At 43.0% G+C, this 23,645-nt stretch carries 18 protein-coding genes and 2 pseudogenes; 7 read left to right on the top strand and 13 right to left on the bottom strand.

Features of this window, described 5'->3' with window-relative positions:
* Nucleotides 1-18: 18 nt before the first annotated feature.
* The 8 genes from BJP37_RS37600 to BJP37_RS27710 all read right to left on the bottom strand — a co-directional run bounded on the left by BJP37_RS37600 (nt 19) and on the right by BJP37_RS27710 (nt 9,933).
* A complete protein-coding gene (locus tag BJP37_RS37600; RefSeq protein WP_143727831.1) occupies nt 19-375 on the bottom strand; it encodes a hypothetical protein in 357 nt (118 codons plus the stop codon).
* A gap of 26 nt (nt 376-401) precedes the next feature.
* On the bottom strand, nt 402-1,475 hold the full coding sequence (locus tag BJP37_RS27740; protein ID WP_075903697.1) for a DUF4231 domain-containing protein: 1,074 nt from the start codon (nt 1,473-1,475) through the stop codon (nt 402-404).
* A 135-nt stretch (nt 1,476-1,610) separates the two neighbouring features.
* Nucleotides 1,611-2,516, bottom strand: coding sequence for a TRP family putative cation channel (locus BJP37_RS27735; RefSeq protein ID WP_158069804.1), 906 nt, complete (start codon nt 2,514-2,516; stop codon nt 1,611-1,613).
* Nucleotides 2,517-2,607: 91 nt separating this feature from the next.
* Nucleotides 2,608-3,375, bottom strand: coding sequence for a YebC/PmpR family DNA-binding transcriptional regulator (locus tag BJP37_RS27730; RefSeq protein ID WP_075903695.1), 768 nt, complete (start codon nt 3,373-3,375; stop codon nt 2,608-2,610).
* Between the two features lie 171 nt (nt 3,376-3,546).
* Complete coding sequence (locus tag BJP37_RS27725; RefSeq protein WP_075903693.1) at nt 3,547-4,662, bottom strand: hybrid sensor histidine kinase/response regulator; 1,116 nt, start codon at nt 4,660-4,662, stop codon at nt 3,547-3,549.
* Nucleotides 4,663-4,686: 24 nt separating this feature from the next.
* Nucleotides 4,687-6,423 (bottom strand): EAL domain-containing response regulator, encoded by a 1,737-nt coding sequence (locus BJP37_RS27720; protein ID WP_075903691.1) that lies wholly within the window; start codon nt 6,421-6,423, stop codon nt 4,687-4,689.
* Nucleotides 6,424-6,425: 2 nt separating this feature from the next.
* The gene (locus tag BJP37_RS27715) at nt 6,426-8,669 is read right to left on the bottom strand and encodes a sensor histidine kinase (protein WP_229415467.1); all 2,244 of its coding nucleotides are present in this window, start codon (nt 8,667-8,669) and stop codon (nt 6,426-6,428) included.
* A 625-nt stretch (nt 8,670-9,294) separates the two neighbouring features.
* Nucleotides 9,295-9,933, bottom strand: a complete 639-nt coding sequence (locus BJP37_RS27710) for a histidine phosphatase family protein (RefSeq protein WP_070395255.1) — start codon at nt 9,931-9,933, stop codon at nt 9,295-9,297.
* Between the two features lie 159 nt (nt 9,934-10,092).
* Here BJP37_RS27710 and BJP37_RS27705 point away from each other — a divergent pair, with 159 nt between their 5' ends.
* The 3 genes from BJP37_RS27705 to mutY all read left to right on the top strand — a co-directional run bounded on the left by BJP37_RS27705 (nt 10,093) and on the right by mutY (nt 12,821).
* Nucleotides 10,093-11,052, top strand: coding sequence for an RNA polymerase sigma factor, RpoD/SigA family (locus BJP37_RS27705; protein ID WP_075903687.1), 960 nt, complete (start codon nt 10,093-10,095; stop codon nt 11,050-11,052).
* Between the two features lie 246 nt (nt 11,053-11,298).
* Complete coding sequence (locus tag BJP37_RS27700) at nt 11,299-11,646, top strand: DUF760 domain-containing protein (RefSeq protein ID WP_075903685.1); 348 nt, start codon at nt 11,299-11,301, stop codon at nt 11,644-11,646.
* 47 nt (nt 11,647-11,693) lie between these two features.
* Complete coding sequence (gene mutY, locus BJP37_RS27695; protein WP_075903683.1) at nt 11,694-12,821, top strand: A/G-specific adenine glycosylase; 1,128 nt, start codon at nt 11,694-11,696, stop codon at nt 12,819-12,821.
* Nucleotides 12,822-13,015: 194 nt separating this feature from the next.
* Here the strand turns inward: mutY and BJP37_RS27690 are convergent, their stop codons facing one another.
* On the bottom strand, nt 13,016-14,233 hold the full coding sequence (locus BJP37_RS27690) for a histidine kinase (RefSeq protein ID WP_075903681.1): 1,218 nt from the start codon (nt 14,231-14,233) through the stop codon (nt 13,016-13,018).
* 227 nt (nt 14,234-14,460) lie between these two features.
* Here BJP37_RS27690 and BJP37_RS27685 point away from each other — a divergent pair, with 227 nt between their 5' ends.
* Nucleotides 14,461-16,050 carry a glycoside hydrolase family 57 protein gene (locus BJP37_RS27685; RefSeq protein WP_075903679.1) on the top strand — a complete coding sequence of 530 codons (1,590 nt, stop codon included), beginning with the start codon at nt 14,461-14,463 and terminating at the stop codon, nt 16,048-16,050.
* Nucleotides 16,051-16,122: 72 nt separating this feature from the next.
* On the top strand, nt 16,123-16,905 hold the full coding sequence (tatC, locus tag BJP37_RS27680; protein ID WP_070395249.1) for a twin-arginine translocase subunit TatC: 783 nt from the start codon (nt 16,123-16,125) through the stop codon (nt 16,903-16,905).
* A 641-nt stretch (nt 16,906-17,546) separates the two neighbouring features.
* Here the strand turns inward: tatC and BJP37_RS27675 are convergent.
* The 3 genes and pseudogenes from BJP37_RS27675 to BJP37_RS27665 all read right to left on the bottom strand — a co-directional run bounded on the left by BJP37_RS27675 (nt 17,547) and on the right by BJP37_RS27665 (nt 21,101).
* A complete protein-coding gene (locus tag BJP37_RS27675) occupies nt 17,547-19,547 on the bottom strand; it encodes an FAD-dependent oxidoreductase (RefSeq protein WP_075903677.1) in 2,001 nt (666 codons plus the stop codon).
* Nucleotides 19,548-19,642: 95 nt separating this feature from the next.
* Nucleotides 19,643-19,858: pseudogene (locus tag BJP37_RS27670) on the bottom strand (DUF4870 domain-containing protein); the annotation flags it as partial.
* Nucleotides 19,859-19,880: 22 nt separating this feature from the next.
* Nucleotides 19,881-21,101 (bottom strand): RNA-guided endonuclease InsQ/TnpB family protein, encoded by a 1,221-nt coding sequence (locus tag BJP37_RS27665; RefSeq protein WP_075903675.1) that lies wholly within the window; start codon nt 21,099-21,101, stop codon nt 19,881-19,883.
* Between the two features lie 64 nt (nt 21,102-21,165).
* Between BJP37_RS27665 and BJP37_RS45190 the strand changes: the two genes are divergently transcribed.
* The gene (locus BJP37_RS45190) at nt 21,166-21,327 is read left to right on the top strand and encodes a plasmid mobilization protein (RefSeq protein ID WP_438941514.1); all 162 of its coding nucleotides are present in this window, start codon (nt 21,166-21,168) and stop codon (nt 21,325-21,327) included.
* Between the two features lie 146 nt (nt 21,328-21,473).
* Here the strand turns inward: BJP37_RS45190 and BJP37_RS45185 are convergent.
* Nucleotides 21,474-21,593: pseudogene (locus tag BJP37_RS45185) on the bottom strand (DUF4870 domain-containing protein); the annotation flags it as partial.
* A 434-nt stretch (nt 21,594-22,027) separates the two neighbouring features.
* Between BJP37_RS45185 and BJP37_RS27660 the strand changes: the two are divergent.
* Nucleotides 22,028-23,632 carry a glycosyltransferase family 39 protein gene (locus BJP37_RS27660; RefSeq protein ID WP_075903673.1) on the top strand — a complete coding sequence of 535 codons (1,605 nt, stop codon included), beginning with the start codon at nt 22,028-22,030 and terminating at the stop codon, nt 23,630-23,632.
* Nucleotides 23,633-23,645 lie beyond the last annotated feature (13 nt).

The raw sequence follows: 23,645 nt of genomic DNA, 5'->3' as shown, positions 1-23,645 counted from the left end.
GGGTCTAAGTGAGGAGATCTACTTAACACTACACTTGTAACACCCTGGATTTCGTAAATCGAGCAAGCTTGAAGAGTTGTGAGAGCGATGCAGAGGTGCTTTTTCCGTAGGCGAATTTAATTCGCCTACGGAAAAAGCACCATTACGGTCTTGGGGAGGCAGCGCGGTCTTGGGGGTCTCCCCCATGAGCGACTGCCGTGGTTTCCCCCACTCGCGCTTTGCATCAAGACAAGGAAATAGGGGCAACAGATGGGTAACGGATAGGTAACGGATATAACCAATGGGGAGCAGCTGAAGAATAGTTAGGATTGAGGTGTCACCTCTGGTGCTCTGCCCATCGGATGAATTTACACCACAAGAAAGCCAGTCTGTCAAGCACGTAAATGATATTATAAATGATCTCATTTAGTATCGACTTTCTTAGACGGAGAGGTGTTTTTTTCCTGAGCCTCAGACTCCTGGGTTTCACCATAGAGTTCTGCTAGTGCATCATTCATCTCTTGCACCCAGCCTACATTTTCGCTTTGGATGGTTTTCTCTGTACTGATCACCAATAAGTCAAATTTATCCAATTTTTCCTGGTCTGAGAGACCATGCCACCAAGTGCTTATATCGTACAAATCATCAGCTGCTTGGTTGTAGGCAATCAGCGTTGTCTCAACCCGTTTCAATTCCAGGAAACTAGAAAATGCCGCAGCTAAGGCTGTAGTGACCGCCACCGAGGTGTCTTGACCCAGCGCTACCAGAAATGAACCCACACCGCCCAAGATATATACCCCCCACTGGTAGCCATGCAATTGTATATCAAGTTTCCTAGTTCGCTTTCGGTACCACTTAAACTGGTCTTCCACTCGCCAGACTAGGTAGTTTTCGGGGGTGAGGTCAGAAAACTTATCGTCTTGATGATGCTGTTGAGCTTCCTGATGTTTCTTGTCCTTGCTTTTCTTGTCTTTGCTTAAGGATGAGCGTTTTCTACGGGAAACTTCCCCCTCGTAGGGGCTAAAACTAGTGTGGTGAACTGTGGTTCCCTTTAGCCTTTGACTAATCACCTTGACCTTACGTGCCAGCTTAGCATCCCGCGAGGTGTTATCACTGTATTCCCCAACTTGCGCACGGTAACAGTAAATTTCCCTTTTAATTGCCTCGGCACTACCCCGTAACAGAATCCAATTGCCACCTTTGTCGAACTTAACTGCACCTGCTAGTAGTACACTGAGAGCAATTGGCACTAGTAGAAGAACGTAGTGAATTACTTTGACCGTCTGGTGTGACTCACCAAGGACGTCTACCAACTCTGAGTGGACCACAGCTAGCAAGGTAGCCAACACACTCAATACCAGAATTCCTATCCGCAGCAGGAAGAAACGTTTCTGAGCCGCTGTGGCATTTTTGCTATAGGTACGCTGACGTTCCCAAGCACGTTTGAGGGTTGGGCTTGGCCCAGGGGAGTATGTAGGCTCAACTTCTGACGTCATGGCAGTCTAAGCTGTTGTGCATTTAAACTGTATAAGCGCGTGAAATCACATAAAAAAGATAGATCTCAGTCCCCTTTTGCCAATAGCCATGCATTTTAAAGCCATTGCTAAAACGGATTTAAAATGCGTTTTAGCTTATGTACTCTTGACTGTGTACCTTGACTGTCTGGTCTGTCCCTCCATGATGATTTTAGTCAATTCACTGAATGGTTGTGAGAGGTCGTAACAGGTCAAATGATTTTGTTGCAAGTGATTTGGTTGTAATAGTTCGGTAACAGATTCTCGTGCTTCTTGTTCTGGATACCGTACTGCCATAGTAATTTCATCTGCCAACCGACCACTGCCCCCAAGAACTATCAATGGTCGTCCAGCTTTCTTGTTTTCAAATAAGTCTAGCAAGGTAATCGCCCCACCGTTAGCCATTACTGTGACTGATGGCTTTCCGTCTGCCAGGGTAGTAGCTATACGAGCCAACCAGGGGGATTCATCACCCCAGGTAGACCCAGGAATCAGCATAAAATGAGTATGATTTGGCTCCAGTGATGTTTGACCAGAAGATGAGGGGGGTGCATCAGGAAGCGCAATCTTGCCCACTGGGGCAATACCTACTAAGGGAAAGGTGCCAGCAATCTCAGCACGAGCTTGCCCCATCATCTGCATCACGCCAGTATCGGTACCGCCATCCACCACACATGCTCCCAGGGTTTCAGCAATGGGAGCTAGTACATTGACAAACAACAGGCGCAGACGAGCCATACTCTGATCACTCATCTTACTTGCCCCACCGACTACCACTAGAACCGGACGGGAGCCGTCAAGGCCGATTTGGTTCAGGGCACCAGACAAGTCCACAGAATGATCCACTTGAATAGCACAAGCAGTTTGCCCATTCTTAAATGTGAGTTTGAGAGGCTGGTTATTTAAGAACTGCTTGAAGATAAGATGGTTTGGCTTGTATCCATCCTGGGACAAAGCACCGGACTTAGCTAAAACTCTCCTCTTGCGCAATCGGGGGGGAGCGATGCCTGGGCATCTAGCCATTAAGACCTTTTGGTGATCTGTTCGCTTTTGCTTTGTCTTGGCAGATAGAAACATTTAAAATTACCTATAGTGGTTTATAATATTCTATCTGCTAGATCATGCTCAGGGACATCAGCTGATCGGACATCTCGAAATTGGCGGTAACATTTTGTACATCCTCCAAGTCTTCCAGAGCATCCATTAATTTTAAAAGCGTCCGCGCCAGATCTGGGTCAGTCACTTCCACCGTATTACTAGGAATCCAGCGCAACTGCACCTCACTCACCTCAAAGCCCTGATTTTTCAAAATTTGACTCAGGTTTTCCAGGTTGCTAACTTCTGTAAATACCTCAGCCGTTACACCTTCGGAATCCTCGTTCAACTCATAAGTTTGAGCTCCCCCTTCAAGGGATGCTTCTAACAAATGGTCTTCTGTGATATCACCGGTAAGCGTAACGACACCCTTTTGCTCAAACATCCAGCTAACACAGCCTGTTTCACCCAGATTACCACCATTTTTAGTAAATCCTGAGCGCAGGTCAGCTGCTGTCCGATTCCGATTATCAGTAAAAGCTTCTATCAAGATCGCAACGCCTCCTGGACCATACCCCTCATAACGAATCTCTTCAAGATTGTCACTCTCATTGCCTAGGGTACCGGCTCCTTTTGCGATCGCTCTTTCAATGTTGTCATTAGGAATCCCTGCTGCCTTAGCCTTTTCCACCGCTTGCCGAAGCTGAAAATTACCCTCCGGATCCGGGATACCATTGCGAGCAGCTACTATAATCTCCCGAGAGATTTTAGCAAAGGTCTTACCTTTAACTGCATCAACCCTCGCTTTCTGACGCTTAATATTTGCCCATTTACTATGTCCTGCCATAACGGTTAAGTTGATTACAACCCAAGTTACAAAATACCTCCAATTCTTGGTTTAAGCATATAACCTACCCAAGTCATTCCATAATATAATATAATATTGTTTCTGCTAGGATAGGTACTAACTTAAGGAAAGAAAGTCCATGGTAAATGGTAGATCCTAAATGGTTCTTGGTCAAGGGAGTAGCCCTTTGGAGATTAGGGGTAGCATTACTTGCACTGTAGTTTGTTCTCCTAGTGTACTATGTATTGTTAATTTACCACCATGTAACTCAACTAGACGTTTAGCAATCACTAGCCCCAACCCTGAGCTTTGTTGTTCGTAGAGGTTACCTTTAAACTGTAAGTCCGCTTCCAATTCTGCCATTTCAGCTTCAGATATCCCTTGTCCCTTGTCGTGGACTGACAAGATAAACGTATTATTTTCTGAATAGCTATTTACCCAAACAGGTGTTCCCTCTTGTGAGAATTTAAAGGCATTATTAATTAACTCTTCCAACATTTTATTAAGTCGGTTTTGCGACATAGCAATAGTAGCCTCTCGCCAATCTAATTGCAAATCCGCAACCCGTCCTGTCTTTTGAGCAAGATTCTGAATCAAATTAGCCAGAACCGGATTAGGCAATTTACTGGTAGTCTTTCGCAAATTTTCGATTTTATTGGAATCTGTAGCGATTATTTCAAGCTCTGCATAAAGTAAAAAGTTCTGAATTAACCTTAATAACCTTTCACCCGAATGATGGATATCTTCTGCCATAGTCTTAATTTGATATCGTTCCAAACTTTCCCATTTCTCCATGATTAGTTTAGAAATATCCAGAATCCGATTTAGGGGTTTATCCATTTCATAGGGCAAAGACAGTGTAATATGGCTGCGCAAATCATCCAGTTTTTTATCTTTTTGCAACTCAAGGGCAGCTTGCTTTTCCAATCGAGTAGTAATTGCTCCTAGTAGTTCTACTCTAGTAAATGGCTTGGTCAGATAATCATCTGCTCCTAATTCCATTCCTTGGCGCTGATCAGTTTTTTCAGCTCTAGCTGTGAGAAACATAAAAGGAATGGTTGCCGTATGAGGATGTTTGCGCAACGTCTGCAATACCTCATAACCATCAACTTCTGGCATCATGACATCGCAAATAATCAAATCCGGCGATTCATGCTGGGCTAACTCAATACCAATCCGACCATTACTACCAGCAATCGCCTCAAAGTCCTCAGCCTCCAGTAACTCCAGTATATTTTCTCGTACTGAAGGTTCATCTTCAATTAACAGAATTTTTGTTCTTACCATTTTTTTGCGCTTTGTGAAACTAATCTAATTGACTTGAGGTAGTGGGAAGCCAATACCGTTATTGAGTAAACGTTTAAATTCCGGCGCTGGTAAAGCCCTACTAATCAAATGACCCTGAACTCGATCACATTTATGATAATAAATAAAAGCCAATTCTTCTTGAGTTTCTACTCCTTCAGCAATCAGTTGTAGATTTAAACTTTTTGCCATTTGTATAATTGCCTTAGTAATAGCAGCCTGGTTAGGCTTATGCACAATATTACGGACAAAGCACTGATCAATTTTGAGAACATCAAAGGGGAATTGTTGTAAATAGCTTAATGAAGAATATCCGGTACCAAAATCATCAATTGCAATTTCTAAGCCTAGGTTTTTAAACTCATTTAACTGACGAATAGCCGTCTCAGTGTTTTTTACTAGTATACTTTCAGTTAGTTCTAATTCTAGAGTTCGATAGGTTAACTCAGTTGACTGCAAAATCTTTACTAAATTATGGTAAAATTCCGGTTTATTAAATTGACGACCTGATAAATTTACTGCTATACGAAAAGAGGTAAATCCATCATTTTGCCAGAGTTTAGCTTGCTGACAAGCCTGCTGTAATACCCATTCTCCAATGGATAGAATCAGACCCGTTTCTTCGGCGATTGGAATAAATTTTGCTGGGGGAACCAAACCGAGTTCTGGATGATGCCAACGTAATAGAGCTTCAGCACCAACAATTTTTCCTGTCTCAAGACTGATTTGGGGTTGATAGTAAACCTGAAATTCTTCCCGTTCCAAAGCATAGCGTAAGCTACTCTGCAAGGTAAGATGATTTGAAGAATTGACATTCAATGCACTGGTGTAAAACTGATATTGATCACCACCGTGACGCTTTGCCTCAAGCATCCCCTGGTTGGCATGATTGAGTAATTGTTCAACGTCTTCACCATCACGGGGATAAATGGCAATACCAATACTGGCGGTGATAAAAACTTCTTGATCATCCAGAACGATGGTTTGAGAGAGGCTGTCAAGAATGCTTTGGACAAGATTGATGACATCTTTTTTGTGTTGAGCTGTGGCTATAATAACAGCAAATTGATCGCCATTTAAACGAGCAACTGTACCCTGACTATCCACAAAATTAGTGAGGCGTTGAGCAACAAATTTTAGTAAGTAATCCCCCCAAAAATGACCGAGATTATTGTTAACTTGATTAAACCGATCTAAACCCAAACACAGAAAGGTAACCAGTTTTTGATTATCGTCGATGTGTTGTTTTACTTGCTTAAACCGTTCTCGCAACGACAGCCGATTAGGTAGGTTGGTCAAGCTGTCATGGTGGATCAAGTAATTGAGTTTATTTTTAGCTTCCTGAAGTTCAGTATTGTAATGCTTATGAACAGCAGCTTTTTTTTTGAGTCTACTGGCAATTGACCCTAGAAGTTCTGCTCTGGTAAAGGGTTTGGTAATATAGTCGTCTGCTCCTAGTTCCATACCCTGACGAAAATCATTTTTAGCCGCCTTTGCCGTTAAAAAAATAAAGGGAACTGTTGCCATCATTGAGTCTTGACGAAGGGATGTTAAGACACTGTAACCGTCCATTTCCGGCATCATGACATCACAGATAATTAAATCTGGGATAGTTCCTTTAGCTAAATTAACACCAACACGACCATTTTCTGCTCCAATGACATCAAACCCTTCAGCGTCCAGGAGTTCTATAATGTTTTCCCGGACAAACTCTTCATCTTCAATCACTAATATTTTTCTCATGATTAATTTGATAGCAAGTAATATATTGGCAGGGTTACAGTAAACGTTGTACCGACAGTTACCTCACTTTCTAGATCAATTTGACCTTGGTAGATATCGAGACACTTTTTGACAATTGCCAGTCCTAAGCCAGTGCCGGTAATTGTCCCGACATTCGTACCTCGATGGAACGTCTCAAAGAGTAGTCCTTGGTCTTCTTCAGGAATACCAATACCTTGATCGCTGATTTTAAAGATAGCCTGATTGGCAGAGCAAGTGAGTTTAATCTCAACCGTGCTACCTTTGGGAGAATACTTCAGTGCATTACTCAGCAAATTATCCAAAATTTGCCTAAGCAATTTTTCATCCATATACGGTCGGGCGGATAAGAACGAACTAGCCGCATTATTTTTTCCATGATTACTACCTAATTTTTTTTCAAAATTTTCTAAGCTATAAGTAAATTTTATTGTGTGATAATTTCGGTCATTAAGCTGGATTTTATAAATTAAATCGGTGCAAAAACTTTCCAAGTCTATCGGCTTTAGCTGTAACTCTATTTTACCGGCTTCTACCTTGCCAATAAGCAAGATATCATTCAAAATTCTGGTCATATGTTGAACCATGTTTTGAATGCGATGTAGGTGATTATTTTTTTTACATTCTGACCATTTATTACCGTAATGTTCCAGTAACTCTGCTGATGAAAAAATCGTTGTTAGAGGGGTACGAAATTCGTGAGATGTCATGGTAATAAACCGAGATTTTAGCTCCCCAAGTTGTTTTTCTTTAGCCAGTGCATTGATAATTTCTAATTCTGTTTGTTTCCGTTTAGTGATATCTCTATCAACCCCTCGATAACCACAAAACTTGCCAAGACGATCAAAAATTGGTACACCACTGGTTTCCAGAACCACTAACTGACTATTTTTGTGAATTCTGGTATTTTCCAAGTTGCTAAAGGGGTGTTTTAAAACGGTAAAGGAAGCCAAAATTTCCATCACACGTTTTGCCTCTTCCTGTGACATTAAGTCAAACGGAGTTTTGCCCACTACTTCTGATGGTTCATAACCGAGTAAATCCCAGATTTTGGGACTAGCGTAGGTATAGACAGCATTTTCATCCATCTCCCACATCCAATTGCTACTAATTTCTACGACATTACGAAACCGCTCTTCACTCTGCCGCAACTGCTCTTCTGCCTTCTGGCGCTCAATAATCTCCCCCTTGAGTGCTTGGTTCGCTTTCCTCAGAGCAGCGGTACGTTGTTGAACTCTGACTTCCAAAGCATCATTGACTTGTGCTAGGGTGAGTCGTGCTTCAATACGCTCAGTGATATCCTGGACAATAACAGCAACTTCATCTAACCCACTTTTAACAATACGAGCCTCAAAGTAGCGGAGTTTACCATCTTGTCTGACTGGGGACTCAATAACTTGCATCACATCACTTTCTAGGGCTATTTCCACATGCTCCCAAATTAATCCTGCTACCTCAGTGGGTAAACAGTTATGTAAATGTTTCCCAATACAGTTATCGGTGAGAAACAGCACAGGGTTTTCTTTGGCCGCTTTCCAATCCAAATAAAAGCCATCCCGATTGACACGAAAGATTACATCTGGTATGGCTTCTAAGAGGGCTCGGTTTCTAGCCTCGCTTACTTTTAGTGCAGACTCTTTTTGTTTAAGTTCTTGGCTTTGTTTTTGATAGAGTTGCTGGAGTTCTTGGTGGGTTAGGGCAATGGCAAAATGATCGGCGATCTCTCGGATAAAGGCAATTTCTTGGATTCTCCATTCTCGTTCGTGATCGCACTGATACAAGGTGATACTACCCAGACAAGACTGCCCATGCAGCAGTGGCACCATCATGATGGCACGCAGGTCACATGGATAGGTTAATTGCCTCAGTTCTGGTGGGAGTTTTCCCTCTGATTCAGGAATAATCAACGGTTTGCCCTGAGCTAGCCAGGAGTGATAACTCTCAAATAGGTGGCGAAATACCTCGATCAGACATGGCTCGGCTGTACTGTGCACTGATTGGGTAATGGGAAAGCTAACTTGATGAGTTGCCATAGCTGGAGGGTCGTGAGTGGGAAACATTAAACAGCCACTCACTTGCAAGATTTGATGTAATTGATTAGCTATGGTAGGTAGCAATTCATTGAGGACTAACGTCCCCCTTGTAACCTGGGCAATCTGGTTAATCATTTCCGCTTGGACTTTCAAGAGGTAATAGTCCACTCTTTGATGTCCAGTGCTCGATTCCATGGGTGCATGCTCAGGTAACATAACCAATAAAATTAGCTAAGAGCGGAACTGTCTAGCCTAGACTGGACATAGATTCAGCCATCAACTCAACGCTGTACCATAATTTTCAGCCCATCCCCACCAATCAATTCGGGGGATTTGAGGTCAGTTGTCCATTGTCAGTTGTTTTGCAGCTACTAGCTTTTAGTTATGGGCTAAGTGCTAATTACATGCATGCAACTGACCATTGACCACTGACCATTGCAAGGCGTCGATTCATGCCCATACCAAGAAAATAGGGGCAACACTCGCCGCCCAACCTTAGGTGATGGTAAGATATTACACCACCCTATGATGCCTAAATTGTTGCACAGTCTTAATTTCTAGCCCTCGTGGAAACTACGGTGTCTTAGCTAGTTTGTCTATATTGAAACCTGTAAATTTACGAACAGTTAGTGTATGATTGGTCTTTGGTGATTGGTTATGGGTCAAAGCGCGTTTCTCAGCCAGATTAGCCCTAGGTCTTACCCGTTCGCGCCACTGTCGCCCCTTGGGCGAAAGGAAGTGTGAGATGATGAGTCAAAGGAGACTATGGCTGTAGACTTTTGACAAAATAACCTTAGTATGCTAAGGAAGCTTATACCCTTCAATTAAACCGGATGACATCTTCTGTCTGACTCAGGTGAGAGGTATCTCCATTAAGTTCCATCACCCACTGTTTTTCTTGGCGCACTAGTTTAACTAAACAGCACAAGGATGCTTTAATGTCTTGTGTGGCACCCACTAGTCCCTGAGTGGTTCCAACTACTGATGGTCCGTGACCAACCAGTAGTAAATCTTCTGAAAATTGAGCGGTGATACGTTGTGCCGTTTCACCTGTTCGTTTGAGTAAAGCAACACTTGTTTCTGGATATTCAGGGATTACACAGGAAGTATAACTGGTGTCAATTCGCTGAAACTGCTTGTGCAATACTTCATTAGGCAGTCTTTCTGGTTCAGTTGCCATCCACTCAGGATTGAGCCATTCACTTAAACCCAACTCTAGCTTAATAGGTAAATCCAGAATTTCTGCGACTTGGTTAGCCGTTTGGACAGTTCGTAAAAACGGTGAGGCGAATATATGCCTAATTCCTTTTCCTACAAGGCGTTGACCCAGTTGCGCTGCTTGCAGTTCCCCATCTACTGAAAGCGGTGGATCATAGGGTCGCTCTGCCATGTTGAACCATTCGGGGTTAACAAAGTCAAGGCGGTTTCCGTGTCTGGCAATCCAAACTGTTTGGGTCATCTTACCTTACACCCTCTTCGGGAATTTAGTTAAGTTATGTTAAATTTATTAAAATAATTTAACTCAAATCCCACAAAGCTTATCATCTGGTTTGGAAAACCAGCATGGTTTGCTTTAATTTTCTTAATTTAAATATCACTGATAACGCCATCGAATCCAATGAAAACCGCTCAGGACTCTACAGATTTAGTTCGTACCTATTTAAAGGAAATCGGTCGTGTACCATTACTGACCCATGAGCAGGAAATTTTTTACGGGAAAAAGGTTAAGCAGTTAACAACCTTAAAGGAAGTGAAAGAGTCCCTTGTCCAACAGCTGGGTCGTGAACCTACGTTTTCTGAGTGGGCAACAGCATCTTGCTTAACGGATTCTCAGTTAAAGTCTAGCATCGCTGTTGGTGAATCCGCTAAACGCAAGATGGTGGAAGCCAATTTGCGATTGGTGGTGGCAGTGGCAAAGAAATACATTAAGCGTAATCTTGAGTTGCTGGACTTGATTCAAGAGGGAACCATCGGCTTGCAGCGGGGTGTAGAAAAATTTGACCCTACCAAAGGCTATCGTTTTTCTACCTACGCCTACTGGTGGATAAGGCAGGCAATTACTCGTGCGATCGCAGAAAAAGGGCGCACGATTCGCCTTCCTATCCATATTACCGAGAAGTTAAACAAAATCAAAAAAGCCCAGCGCCAACTTTCCCAAAAGCTGGGACGAACAGCTACTATCTCAGAATTGGCAATTGAGTTGAACCTAACACCATCACAATTGCGGGAGTACTTCGAGCAAGCACGTCAACCCCTATCTTTGGAGTTGCGAGTGGGGGATAACAAAGATACAGAATTGGTTGAGTTGCTCGAAGACACCGGTCCTGGACCAGAAGACTTTGTGACTCAATCGTTAATGCAGCTAGACTTAGAGAAATTCATGGATGATTTGACACCGCAGCAGAGGCAGGTGTTGAGACTTCGTTATGGCTTGGCAGAGGAAGAACCAATGACATTAGCCAAAATTGGTCAACACCTCAACATCAGCCGTGAACGAGTGCGACAAATCGAACGAGAAGCGATCGCTAAACTTCGTAAGCGTCAAGGGGATATGCGGGAATATATCCCAGCGAGTTAATTTTTTCTGAGTCGGTTTAGTCATTAGTCATTAGTCATTAGTCATTAGCTACAATCACCAATGACTAATGACCAATAGGTGAGAAAATCAGATCCTAGATGGTTCGGTTCCACCTACTTTGCCATGATCACTTGCCTGTTAAAGTAATTACAAATACGAAGCAGTAGAGCTAAACAGATAAACACCATCATTGGCTGCCAACTCTAGTAGAAAAACCGGAATTAGCCATCGCTAGGAGGTAAAACGGTGAATAACGCATCCAATCCCAATCATGTTCCTGAATTCTTTGATAAAGATTCTGACAATAATTTACTTTGGCAGTATGTTCAATCAATGAGTCCAGAAACCATTACCCAGCTGTCTAGACCAACGTCTTCGGAAGTCTATCAGGTGATGGAAAACAATATTATGGGAATGTTGGGAAACTTGCCTTCCCAAGACTTTGGCGTAACTATCAGTACTAGCCGTGAGAATCTAGGTCGCCTTTTGGCTTCAGCCATGGTTAGCGGCTATTTCCTTAGGAACGCTGAACAACGTATGGTTTTTGACAAGTCTTTGCAAATAGCTGAATCTCAATCTCTGGAGGAAGATTAGTCAAACCTTGGCCTAAAAGGGCTGAATCTATAGATTTAAGCGAGAAAATGCCCAATCGAATATCGGCAGATCATAATCTGAGTCTGTCGGTTTCCATTATTGAGGACCAAAGAAGATCACTCTTGGACTGGTATGCCAGAGCTGGTCGAGATTTACCTTGGCGACGAAGTTGGGAACCCTATAGCATCTGGGTGTCTGAAATTATGCTACAGCAGACCCAGGTCAAAACGGTCATTCCCTACTATCACCGCTGGATGGAGCAATTTCCCACCCTCGAACATCTGGCATCTGCTGAATTACAGGAAGTCCTCAAAGCTTGGGAGGGTCTGGGATATTACTCCCGTGCTCGCAACTTGCACGCCTGCGCTAAACTAATTATGCAGTCTCATGGTGGTGTTTTTCCCCAAGAGCTGAGCCAGGTTTTAGCCTTATCAGGAATTGGTAAAACAACAGCAGGTGGTATTCTAAGCGCTGCCTTCAATCAGCCAGTGGCTATTCTCGATGGTAATGTGAAACGAGTACTAGCACGATTGGTAGCATTGCCGATACCACCTGCCAAAGCCACTCAACAATTATGGAAGCTATCAGAAGCTTTACTAGATCATCAACATCCTCGAGAGTTTAACCAAGCAATAATGGATTTGGGAGCAACTATCTGTACTCGGAAAACTCCCAATTGCCCTGATTGTCCCTGGAAATCTTACTGTCAGGCTTACAATCTAGGTATTCAATCTGAAATACCTATGCGTGAACCATCTTCTCCCCTACCCACAAAAAATATCGGTGTTGCTGTAATCTGGAACGACCAGGGACAAATTCTAATCGACCGCCGACCTGCAAAAGGCTTATTGGGTGGTCTTTGGGAGTTTCCTGGTGGCAAAATTGAGCTTGGTGAAACTGTCCCGGAATGTATTAAACGAGAAATTCAGGAAGAATTGGGCATTGAGATTGAGGTTGGGGAACACCTGATCACAATCAATCACGCCTACAGCCACTTCCGTGTGGTGCTAAGTGTACACCACTGTCGCCATCTCAGTGGTGTTCCGCAACCTATTGAATGTGATGAGATTCGCTGGGTCACCTTAGATGAAGTAGATCAGTTTCCCTTCCCCAAAGCCAATACTCAGATTATTGCGGCTTTGCGCTCTCAAGAGGGGAGAAAGTATGAAGTATGAAGTGTCACTGCGAGTTGTGGGTAAAGTGTAAGCTAAGGTTTCTCGCATTTAACTTTTGGAACTCTGAGACTGAATCCCTGATAGTAGCTTAGCTCGCTTCTCATAATTATTAGATGCAGTAAAGCGCGATTACCTGATCGATTCAACTGATAAAGCGCTTTAAACCTTAAAGCTTGTACCTTCAACCCCATTTCCTATCGATAAATCGGTAAGGTGAAGTGAAAACAGCTGCCACCCTTGATAGGTGAGTCAACCCAAATGCGACCATAGTGGGCACGGATAATCTTTTGACATAGGGCTAAGCCCAACCCATAGCCTTCTATAGCTTCGTCTCGCTTAAGGCGGAAGTGGTCTTCAAAAATGCGATCGCGATTTTCTTGTGGTATACCAGGACCATCATCGCAAACGCTGACTTGAACTTTCTGGGTAGTACGGTGGATGCTAGACACAGCAATTTTCCCTCCTTTGGGAGTATACTTAATGGCATTATCCAGCAGGTTAATTAGCACCTGACGCACCAATTCTTCATCGCCGTAGACAGGAGGCAAGTCTTGTGGGATGTCGGTTTGCAGAACCTGAGCCTTGAGCTGAAACTGTTCGTGCATCTGAACTAGAACGTCTTGGCAAAGTCTGCCCAAATTCAGTTTATGAGGTCGGATGTTGAATTCAGCATTACTTCCCTTCCTAGCTTGCAGCAGATCCACTACCATCCGGTTGATAGTGCGCAATTGATTACGAGCTTGCTCAAACAGCCGTTCCTTTAGCTGTGGCGTCAGGCCAGCTTTTCTACCATTCTTGGCTACTGGTTGTTCTAGCTGTAGGGTTTCCAAGGCAATGGATACTGCTGTCAAAGGACTACGCAAGTCGTGAGCTAGCATGGATATGACTTGGTCTTTAAATTGCAGCTGCTCAAGCAATTCTTCTCTATCTTTCTTCAGGCGAAACACTTCGTCAGAGAGTCGAATCAGTTCCAAGGCACAAGCTAGGGAACCAGCTGTCTCTGGTAATGTCTCAGCCGAGGAGTTAGATGAGCGAACAGTTGGTTGTAAAGGCAATCCTTGGGTAAGTTGGGTTTGGTTTTCTTCTAGAGAGCGTTGCCAGCGGGGCCACCAGCTCTTCAGCTGGGCAACTAGATTACTACCTGCAAGGGTTTGTTTGGGTTTCGGATTAATCTTAATCAGTGCTGGGGTTGCTACTAGCTTAAAGTGTTCAGCTAGATAGGGTTGTTCCCCAACATCCACAACCTTTAGTTCAAAGGGATACTCTGTCTTAAGAGTTTCCAGATAATGGTGGATAGACTGGAGCTGTTTACGGGAACCGGGACGTTCATCGACAAACAGCAGCAGTTGTAGAAAGGTTGGGGAGTTAGTGTGTGTTTGTGTAGCTGCCTGCATGCAATTTGGTGTTAGCACTCTTAACCAATAAGGCTGGAATAAGACTAAGATTTGTTATTTTTTGTTGGTGATGTGTGCTTCCTTACAATTTAATGTCTATTTTATTATTTTATAGTCTCGTTACTAACCAGCCCTTTTCTGGCACTTTCCCAGTCTATTTGAGACTAAAATCTTAAAATAATGTAACATTATCGCGGATTGCGTCAATTCTCCTTTAATAATCTACCCACGGCTGCTACTTGATCATGGCTATTGGCTACCTTGCTCTTGTCCTTCACGCCCATTTACCGTTTGTTAGGCATCCAGAAAGTGATTATGTTCTAGAAGAAGAGTGGCTATTTGAAGCCATTACTGAAACCTATATTCCCCTACTACATGTTTTTGAGGGATTAAAGCGGGATGGGATTGACTTCAAAATAACCATTAGTATGACACCACCTTTGGTGTCGATGCTACGGGATCCACTACTACAAGAACGTTATGAGCGCCATCTGTCACTGCTTGAAGAACTAGCCAAGAAGGAGGTTGAGCATAATCAGCATAATGGTCATATCCGTTACCTAGCGCAACATTATGTTCAAGAGTTCAGCACTATTCGCCAAACATGGTTACACTATGAAAGGGATTTAGTCAAGGCATTTAAACAATTTTTAGACAGTAATAACCTGGAAATTATCACCTGCGGTGCCACCCATGGCTATTTTCCTTTGATGAAAATGTATCCCCAAGCAGTTTGGGCTCAAATTCGGGTGGCTTGTGAACATTATGAGCAAAACTTTGGCTGTCCACCCAAGGGCATATGGTTACCGGAATGCGCTTACTACGAAGGGATTGAGGAGATGCTAGCAGATGCTGGTTTGCGCTATTTTCTGATGGATAGTCATGGTATTCTCTACGCTCGTCCCCGACCACGGTTTGGTACCTATGCTCCCATTTATACTGAGACAGGAGTTGCTGCCTTTGGTCGTGACCATGAGTCATCCCAGCAGGTGTGGTCTTCGGAAGTCGGGTATCCAGGGGATCCAGTATATCGGGAATTTTACAAGGATTTAGGGTGGGAAGCAGATTATGATTACATTAAACCATATATTATGCCCCATGGACAGCGGAAGAATACGGGTATCAAGTATCACAAAATTACAGACCGTGGTACAGGATTAGGGGAAAAACAACTGTATGATCCGTATTGGGCAAAAGACAAAGCTGCGGAACATGCTGGAAATTTCATGTTTAATCGCCAGCAGCAGGTTAAACATCTAGCAGCAATGATAGAGCGTTCTCCAATTGTGGTGTCTCCCTATGACGCAGAGTTATTTGGTCACTGGTGGTACGAGGGTCCTTGGTTTCTGGATGTCTTGCTCCGTAAGTCGTGGTATGACCAGAACACCTATGAAATGACTCATTTGGCAGATTATTTGCGGAATCATCCGATCCAACAAGTCTGTAAACCTTCTCAATCTAGCTGGGGGTATCAGGGGTTTCATGAATACTGGCTCAATGAAACCAATACCTGGATTTACCCTCATCTGCACAAAGCCACAGAACGGATGATTGAGCTGTCAACGTTGGAAGCTACCGACGAGTTGGAGTGGAAGGCATTAAATCAAGCAGCGCGAGAGTTACTACTAGCGCAATCGTCAGACTGGGCATTTATTATGCGCACCGAGACAATGGTACCTTATGCAGTTAGACGAACGCGATCGCATTTGATGCGCTTTAATAAGCTTTACGATGATATCAAGCTGGGCAAGATTGATGCAGGCTGGCTGGAGAAAGTCGAGAAAATTGACAATATCTTTCCCAAGATTAACTATCGCGTCTATCGTCCTGTTTGAAATCTCCCCACACAATCCTGGGAAGATACAAGAAGATACAATAGAGAACGTTCCCTAAGCCAATCAAAATCCATGACGCCTTCTGAGTTAGATACTGCTCCCCAGGAAAGTTTGGATACTCTCAAAGACCCTGAGACCTATCTCGACGAGGTACCTAATGATGTCGAGATGTCTCTGTTCGACCATTTAGAGGAGTTGCGAAAGCGGATTTTTTACTCGCTGATTGCTGTATTCTTGTCCATGGCTGGCTGCTTTGTGGCAGTTAAGCCGATTGTTCAGTTGCTGGAAATTCCAGCTAGGGGGGTCAAGTTTCTGCAACTGGCTCCAGGGGAATACTTTTTTGTGTCCTTGAAAGTGGCTGGCTATAGTGGCTTACTGGTGGCTAGTCCTTTTATTCTTTACCAAATCCTTCTATTTGTTTTACCAGGGTTGACTCGCCGGGAGCGACGCTTCATCGGACCTGTGGTTTTAGGCTCAACGGTTCTGTTTTTTCTAGGCTTGGTATTTGCCTACATTGCTCTAATTCCTGCCGCTCTGAATTTCTTTATCAGTTACGGAGCAGATGTAGTAGAGCAGTTGTGGTCAATTGATAAGTATTTTGAATTTGTCTTACTGTTGATGTTTAGTACTGGCTTGGCATTTCAAATCCCAGTTATTCAAATGTTACTGGGGTTTTTGGGAATTGTTTCTTCCAAGCAAATGCTTTCTGGTTGGCGCACGGTTGTCCTAGGAGCAGCTATCTTGGGAGCAGTGCTGACTCCTTCGACAGATCCTCTCACTCAAAGTTTACTGGGGGGTGCTGTACTTGGTCTGTATTTTGGTGGGATTGGAATGGTGAAGTTGGTGGGGAAATAATATTAAGTCTGGTTAATCAACCCGCTATCAAAACTACCATCGGGCTTCTGAATCGAATCTTTCTAATACCACGGTTAGCATTTGCTGCATCCCCGTCAATTGTCAGCGAACTTTAATTACCAACTAATTGCCTGATTTTATGACTACCACAGCTCAGCTGAATCAGCATGCTATAAGAGTTAAAAATTATGATTAGAATCAATATCTAAACCTGAAGGTAATTTAATAATGTTGGCTACGAATACCTACTAGGAATAGGGAATAGGGAATAGGGAATAGTAATCTAATTACCAATTATCAATTACTAACTAACTATCTTTAGTATTATTATCGCTAATTCTTCTAAATAGTCATAAGTTATGCCACAACCATGACTTATGACTATTTAGAAACAGATACTAAAGGCTCTTCGTAAAAAGTTGATGCTAATTTTTAGTTCACTTATGCTGAAAGCTTTACTGGGGATTACTTTGACAGTTAAAAATGTGTTTATCAAGTCAAATTATTACCCAGTAAGCGATAATAGATTTGGGTGGTTATTTAGCATAATATCTAGGGAAGAGCCATTATAAATGTATGGTAAGACGTAGCATACTAAAGATAATTACTATCGATAGTTACTATTAGTAAACTGTGTTAATTTAACGCCAATCCTCCCAATTCTGATTAAAGATGGACGTGTCTGGGAAAGCGGTGGGATTACCGTTTTTTTCTAACTGCTGGCGTAGAGCTTGGAGTTGGGTTTGTTGCAGGAGGGGTTCTTCTAGAAGCTGGTAAGGTGCTATCCCAGTTTCTAAGGAAAAAGCAGCGGTTGTACCAGCAGCAGCACCGGATGACCATTCAAAGGAATGCACCCGATAAGCAGCAGCGGCAATGTGACTGGTAGCAATACTTTTACCTCCTACTAAGAGGTTGTCAATTTTCTGAGGAATTATTGCTCGCAGGGGAATTTGGAACGGATAGGCTTGACCTGCTCCCCGCCGTTCCCCTTGACGCTCGGTGTTTCCTGGGGTTTCTGCTGGACTTAAGGTCATACAGGGATGAAAGTCGATGGCATAGTGACCAATACCCACAGAATCAGGATAGATAGTAGAGCGACTGCGTTGACTGACTTGATCTGGCTGGATTTTACCTTGAATCACAGAGGGGGCTTCTAATCCAGCCAGTACTGCCCATAAGCGGCGATATTCGTCTGGTGAGAGGGTCTGCCGATAATACTCATCCTGGTAGTCACGGCGGGAAATATCCACTTCTGATATAGTAAAGCCTTGAGGATAGCCAAAGGAAGGGCGTCCAATAATCCGCCTCCCTTCCCGTATATAGGGATACTTAGACAACCCATGCATTGTCCCCATCGGAGAATCTAACCCAGTTAGATAGCGGTGATTGGGATGAGGCTCTTTTACCCCATCCCCAAGCTGGGAGTCGGTAGTCCCTGCCACTAGCCAATAGTAATAACCGAGAGCGTTTTCTTCTCCTTTCCGTAGACTTTCCGTACGCAAGCCTCCCATCCAGCCACCGGGAGCCAGTTGACCAGTAGTTCGTAATTGGCGACGGGTGTAAACTAGATTATCTTCTGAAGTGCCAGGACGATAATCATTACCCCATGTCCAGTTTTGCATGGAAATGTCCCCTGGAGTGGGAGCAGTAACCCCCCATCGGATCCGTTTACCCCGCTTAGAACTCCAAATTCGCCGATAGGTGAATACTCCTTCAAAGTCCGCTAGGCGCTGTAATTCATAGCTGTAGTAGGGTTGGTATTGCGGGTAAAACGAAGGCATTTCTTGGGTTTGAGGCTCCTTGGTTTGCTCCATGGCAAAGGTGTAGGTAAAGCCTTGGGTGCAATAGGGGTCGTCAGTAGCACTAGATGCGGAAGGGTTTAGGTAGGAGCGGGAGTCAATCCCCAACTGGTAGGGAACGTCAGCTAGGGCAATAATTTCACCAGTTTCTGTTGCGTCGATAATATACCAATTAGAACTATTGTCTTGGGTCTGTTGGGGAACAATGCGCAAAATGCTTTTCTCAAACCGGGAGGAATTCTCGTAGCTATACCAATCTTCAATAGTTTGAGATAGGGCAAAGGTGTTCAGGGCAGGAGCATCAGCAGTACTTTTGTGTTGAATAGCAATCACACTGTCAATGGTTTTGCCATCAGCGCTAATCTCTAGTTCCTTAACTACAGTAGAGGGAAACCATTTTAATCTCCCTTTTCCCCGTTTGGCCGCCTTTCGTAAAATATTAAACAGGATTTGGTGAGCATCACGGGGTAGAAAACAGGATTCACTTACCCAGCAGTCCCCAGGATTGAGTTGACGGTAGTAGCGTTTGATGCGATCGCGTAATTCTAGATAGCCCTTAGGATAGAATAAACGCGATCGCTGAGTTGGTCGTTCATCCAGAGCAGAGGTTCCCTGGGCAGAAATTTGTCCCCCTACCCAGTCGGTAATCTCAGTTAAGCACACTGTTTGCCCTGCCAATAAGCCTTCATAGGCAGCCGCTGCACCAGCCAATCCACCTCCAATCACTAAGATTTCACAGGTTTCGGTTTGGTCTGGAGTTCTAGGGGGAGCTGCTATACCAGGAGATGGAGTAAACCCTAGTAATGATATGAATAGGGAAATACGGACAAGCGATCGCTTCATGATTCAAGATATTGAGTAAAATCTTTGACGATAAATTACCCTAACTTATCAATACTGTCATCTCCCAAACGTTGGAGCAATTATGCCATGGCATGTCAAAGCACCCGAAAAATATACGGATAGCGATAGGGCTGATTAGGATTTTCCAGCACCTTGACTAAGGCAATTATGGACATAATTAGACTGACAAGCCCTAATATAATTAGCAGCGGAATCCCAATAATCACCACAGTCAGTATCAAACAAATCACCCCATATATATAAAGGCAAATGTGAAAATTCAGAGCTTCTTTGGCATTTTCTTTGACCAGTGACATACTCCCACACTGACTTTTACAAGTTCAGTGTGGGCTTCTTTCCAACTCCACCTACCGGTTCGGATACTCGGAAAGCTTTACTCCCGACGGAATGCCCTACCGCCAACTTTAATATATTAATTGCCGCATTTACATCACGATCCTCGGTATAACCGCAATGAGAACAAGAGTGGATGCGGTCTTTTAGTTTTTTGGGTACCTTTTTTCCACAGTTGGAACAGTTCTGGCTGGTATTTCTGGGATTTACTGCGACTGTAACCAAACCAGCATTCTCGGCTTTGTTTGATAGTATCGACAGAAATTGTCCCCAGCCAGCATCATGAATAGATTTAGCTAAGTTAGATTTAGCCAGTCCCTTGATATTTAGTCTTTCATGAGCAACTAGATCGTGATCATCTAGTAAGTTTTTTGCTGTTTTAAAATGAAAGTTTTTTCGGGTATCAGCTACCTTTTTATGAGCCTTACCCAGTTTCTTGACAGCCCTTTTCCTATTATTACTGCCTTTTTTTGATCTACTAACAGCTTTCTGGATTTTCTTTAGTCGTTTTTGAGCTTTTATATAATATTTAGGAATCGGGACTTCTGTGCCATCAGATTTGACTAGGAATGACTTAAGACCCATATCTATCCCAATGGGATTTGACACTTGTTCTATCTGAATTAGTTCAGGAACCGAATCATCCTGTAACGATAATGTTACATAGTATCCATCAGCCTTGCGTGTAACTGTTGCAGTTTTAATTTTGAACCCTTTTGGAATCGGCCTATGGTAGATCATCTTGACCCATCCAAACTTGGGAAGGTTAAATTTGTTGCCCCGGATAGGGTTTTTAGAGAAAGCGGAAAAAACTAAAGATTTATACCTGCTTTTACTTTTGAATCTAGGTCTGCCACTTCTTTTTCCATTAGAATCACCTTTTAAAAACCTTTTAAAAGCAAGATCAACTCGTTTGACGCAATCCTGTAAAACATTAGCATGGATGGCCTTATACCACTGCCTGTCTTTTTTTAATTGAGGTAGAGTCCTTTTCTGAGAGTAGTAGTCGGGATTGTCTCGCAATTCAGGCAAATAACAAACCAAAGGACATGAGTTAATGGAACAACGATTCTGTTCATACCAATTGAATCTATCAGCAAGAAAATAGTTGTACTGGTGGCGCAACATATCTAGCCACCTCTCTATTTCTGCTTCTTGCATCTTAGTCAATCTCAACCGATATTGGTACGCTGTCCGCATTGACTCCTCCTTTTTTTCGACCTAGTATTAGGTTAGCAGTTGTGGCGACAGGTGTCAACCTAATATGAAAAATCAAAAGCTTGTAGTTAGAGTTACCGAATTTGAGAAAAAGCAGTTACAAGAAGAAGCCGACAGGAGGGGGATGACCTACTCCGAGTTACTCAGAAGCTTCATAGCTCGTCTTCCTCTCCCAAAAGACTCTGTGCAAAATTCCTCCCGGAGATGAAACCTTAGAAGAGTGGAGCCTTATTCCACGAGTTTTAACCCTTTTATGCATAGCCTGCCAACTATAAAGGCTCCACTCTTCTTGCGGTAACTTCTGACCACACTCATACTACGTATTGAGATGTGGGGCTCCTTTTGCTAGAAAGCTGAGTCTTCGGTGATCAAAAAAATAACTATCGGGATGGCAATAGAGACCACCAAAGAGCTAAAAAATATTGAGCCATGACATAACAGTGATAAAAGCTTTCGTTGATCCATGTCATTCATCCAATAAATCCTCCCATGCTTCCCCAGGGTTACCTTTATGGATTTTCTCTTCCATAATACAGGTAAGTTGGTAGAGTTGATTGAACGGAACGAATTTATGTAAAGATATGTAAGGGACTGATCAATAGGATGGCTAAGCCGGTGTCGTTGGCTGATAATCTTTCTAACTAAGGCAGAACTACCAGTCGTCATATCCCGCCTTTGGTATTGCCTTCACTGGTCCCTTCCCTAAATTCCGAGTTTCAGTCTTAAATCACGATTCGGCTACGGTTTGAAAGTGCTGGCCATGAATTTAGTCTTGCCATACTGCTCCTGAGGGGTAAGCTTTACTATTTGGTGTTCCCTGAAACGGCTAACTTAATTTTCCCAACGCTTATCCAATCCTTAACCTCTGCTCAAAGGCCACCAATTAATAACCCCTACCCCGATAAGTCATGGGAAATAATCTAAAATTTTATCGACCCACATTTGGTCAATGGTCTAAGTATTTAATTCTTATTATCTTACTCCTGGGGATAGGTTTTCGATTAGTCAATATTGACAAAAAAGTCTATTGGATTGATGAAGCCTATACATCGTTGCGAATTTCTGGCTATACCAAAGCAGAAATTATCCAAGAAATTGATGGTCGTCAAATTAATGTTAAAGATTTACAGCAGTATCAGCGTCCTAATGATAACAAAGATGTAGGTGACACGATCCAAGGGTTAGCGTTATATGAACCACAACATTCACCGTTATATTTTGTGATGGCTCACTTTTGGGCAAAATTGTTCGGTTATTCCGTAACGGTGATGAGAAGTTTACCAGCCTTGATTAGTCTCTTGACTTTGCCGTGCATTTATTGGCTGTGTTTGGAGTTGTTCGAGTCTCCCCTAACGGGATGGATTGCGATCGCATTGCTCTGTGTCTCTCCATTCCATGTGTTGTATGCCCAGGAAGCTCGACAATATAGCTTGTGGACAGTGACCACATTGCTTTCCAGCATAGCCTTGCTGAGGGCGATGCGTCTTAGCACAATGATGAGTTGGGTAATCTATGCCATAACAGTTTCTCTAAATCTCTACAGCTATTTGCTTTCTGGATTAGTTTTTATTGGACATAGCATCTATGTTATTTTTACAGAAAAATTTCGTTTGAGTAAACAAGTCATTAGGTATGGATTAGCTTCGCTTTTCGGGATTATCGCCTTTATTCCTTGGTTAAGATTGGTAATTGAAAACGGTATTGAATTGGGGGATTGGGCGGATAAAGAGACTCCACTCGGTCAACTGATCACCCGCTGGCTTATTAATCTGAGTTCTGTGTTTTTCGATATCCAGATTGGCTATAACAATCCCTTATTTGATGTGCGGTCAGGTCGAGACCTAAAATTTAACTACGACCATTTCCTGATTTATTTCGATATCCTAATTTTAATTATCGTCGGCTATTCTATTTATTTTCTGTGTCGTAATAGTCAGCAACGGGTTTGGTTATTTATCTTGATCATGATCACAGTTGTCGGAATGTTTCCCATTGGTCAGGATTTAATTTTAGGAGGACAGCGTTCCAGCATGGCGCGCTATTTCATTCCTTGTTACTTGGGTATACAACTTGCTGTTGCTTACCTCCTTGCTAAAAAAATTAATCCTCTGAATGGTAAGACAATAAAACAACAACAACTATGGCGATTAGTTGCTATTACAGTTATTTCAGGAGGTGTGCTCTCTTGTGCCATTAGTTCTCAAGCAGAAACGTGGTGGCATAAATACAGTAACTATTACACGCCTGAGGAAGCTCATATTATTAATGAAGCCAATCGTCCCTTGGTGATTAGTAGTGATATCATGCGATTAGTGTCTCTGAGTTATTTACTTGAGCCCAACGTGACCTTACAGTTAATCAAAACTAAGGATTCTCCTACAGTTTTTTCCAGTTTCAGTGACGTCTTCTTATATAGACCTTCTCCAAAACTGCGACAAAAATTTGAAGAGGAGTCACCTTATGACGTTAAACCAGCTCATAAACGCAAGCATCTCTGGAAGCTAGTGCAGTGAAACCAAAAGTGAA

Origin of the sequence: Moorena bouillonii PNG (genome assembly GCF_001942495.1) — a bacterium.
Classification (GTDB): domain Bacteria; phylum Cyanobacteriota; class Cyanobacteriia; order Cyanobacteriales; family Coleofasciculaceae; genus Moorena; species Moorena bouillonii.
The sequence above is the reverse complement of the archived record's forward strand: the minus strand, read 5'-3'. Positions and strand labels throughout refer to the sequence as shown.

Coding starts and splice junctions, on each gene's coding strand:
- BJP37_RS27720 (WP_075903691.1), bottom strand. CDS start 6,423: ATGAGAAAAATATTAGTGATTGAAGATGAAGAGTTTGTCCGGGAAAAC.
- BJP37_RS27685 (WP_075903679.1), top strand. CDS start 14,461: ATGGCTATTGGCTACCTTGCTCTTGTCCTTCACGCCCATTTACCGTTT.
- BJP37_RS27740 (WP_075903697.1), bottom strand. CDS start 1,475: ATGACGTCAGAAGTTGAGCCTACATACTCCCCTGGGCCAAGCCCAACC.
- BJP37_RS27730 (WP_075903695.1), bottom strand. CDS start 3,375: ATGGCAGGACATAGTAAATGGGCAAATATTAAGCGTCAGAAAGCGAGG.
- BJP37_RS45190 (WP_438941514.1), top strand. CDS start 21,166: ATGAAAAATCAAAAGCTTGTAGTTAGAGTTACCGAATTTGAGAAAAAG.
- BJP37_RS27665 (WP_075903675.1), bottom strand. CDS start 21,101: ATGCGGACAGCGTACCAATATCGGTTGAGATTGACTAAGATGCAAGAA.
- mutY (WP_075903683.1), top strand. CDS start 11,694: ATGCCCAATCGAATATCGGCAGATCATAATCTGAGTCTGTCGGTTTCC.
- BJP37_RS27735 (WP_158069804.1), bottom strand. CDS start 2,516: ATGGCTAGATGCCCAGGCATCGCTCCCCCCCGATTGCGCAAGAGGAGA.
- BJP37_RS27675 (WP_075903677.1), bottom strand. CDS start 19,547: ATGAAGCGATCGCTTGTCCGTATTTCCCTATTCATATCATTACTAGGG.
- BJP37_RS27660 (WP_075903673.1), top strand. CDS start 22,028: ATGGGAAATAATCTAAAATTTTATCGACCCACATTTGGTCAATGGTCT.
- tatC (WP_070395249.1), top strand. CDS start 16,123: ATGACGCCTTCTGAGTTAGATACTGCTCCCCAGGAAAGTTTGGATACT.
- BJP37_RS27710 (WP_070395255.1), bottom strand. CDS start 9,933: ATGACCCAAACAGTTTGGATTGCCAGACACGGAAACCGCCTTGACTTT.
- BJP37_RS27725 (WP_075903693.1), bottom strand. CDS start 4,662: ATGGTAAGAACAAAAATTCTGTTAATTGAAGATGAACCTTCAGTACGA.
- BJP37_RS27705 (WP_075903687.1), top strand. CDS start 10,093: ATGAAAACCGCTCAGGACTCTACAGATTTAGTTCGTACCTATTTAAAG.
- BJP37_RS27715 (WP_229415467.1), bottom strand. CDS start 8,669: ATGGAATCGAGCACTGGACATCAAAGAGTGGACTATTACCTCTTGAAA.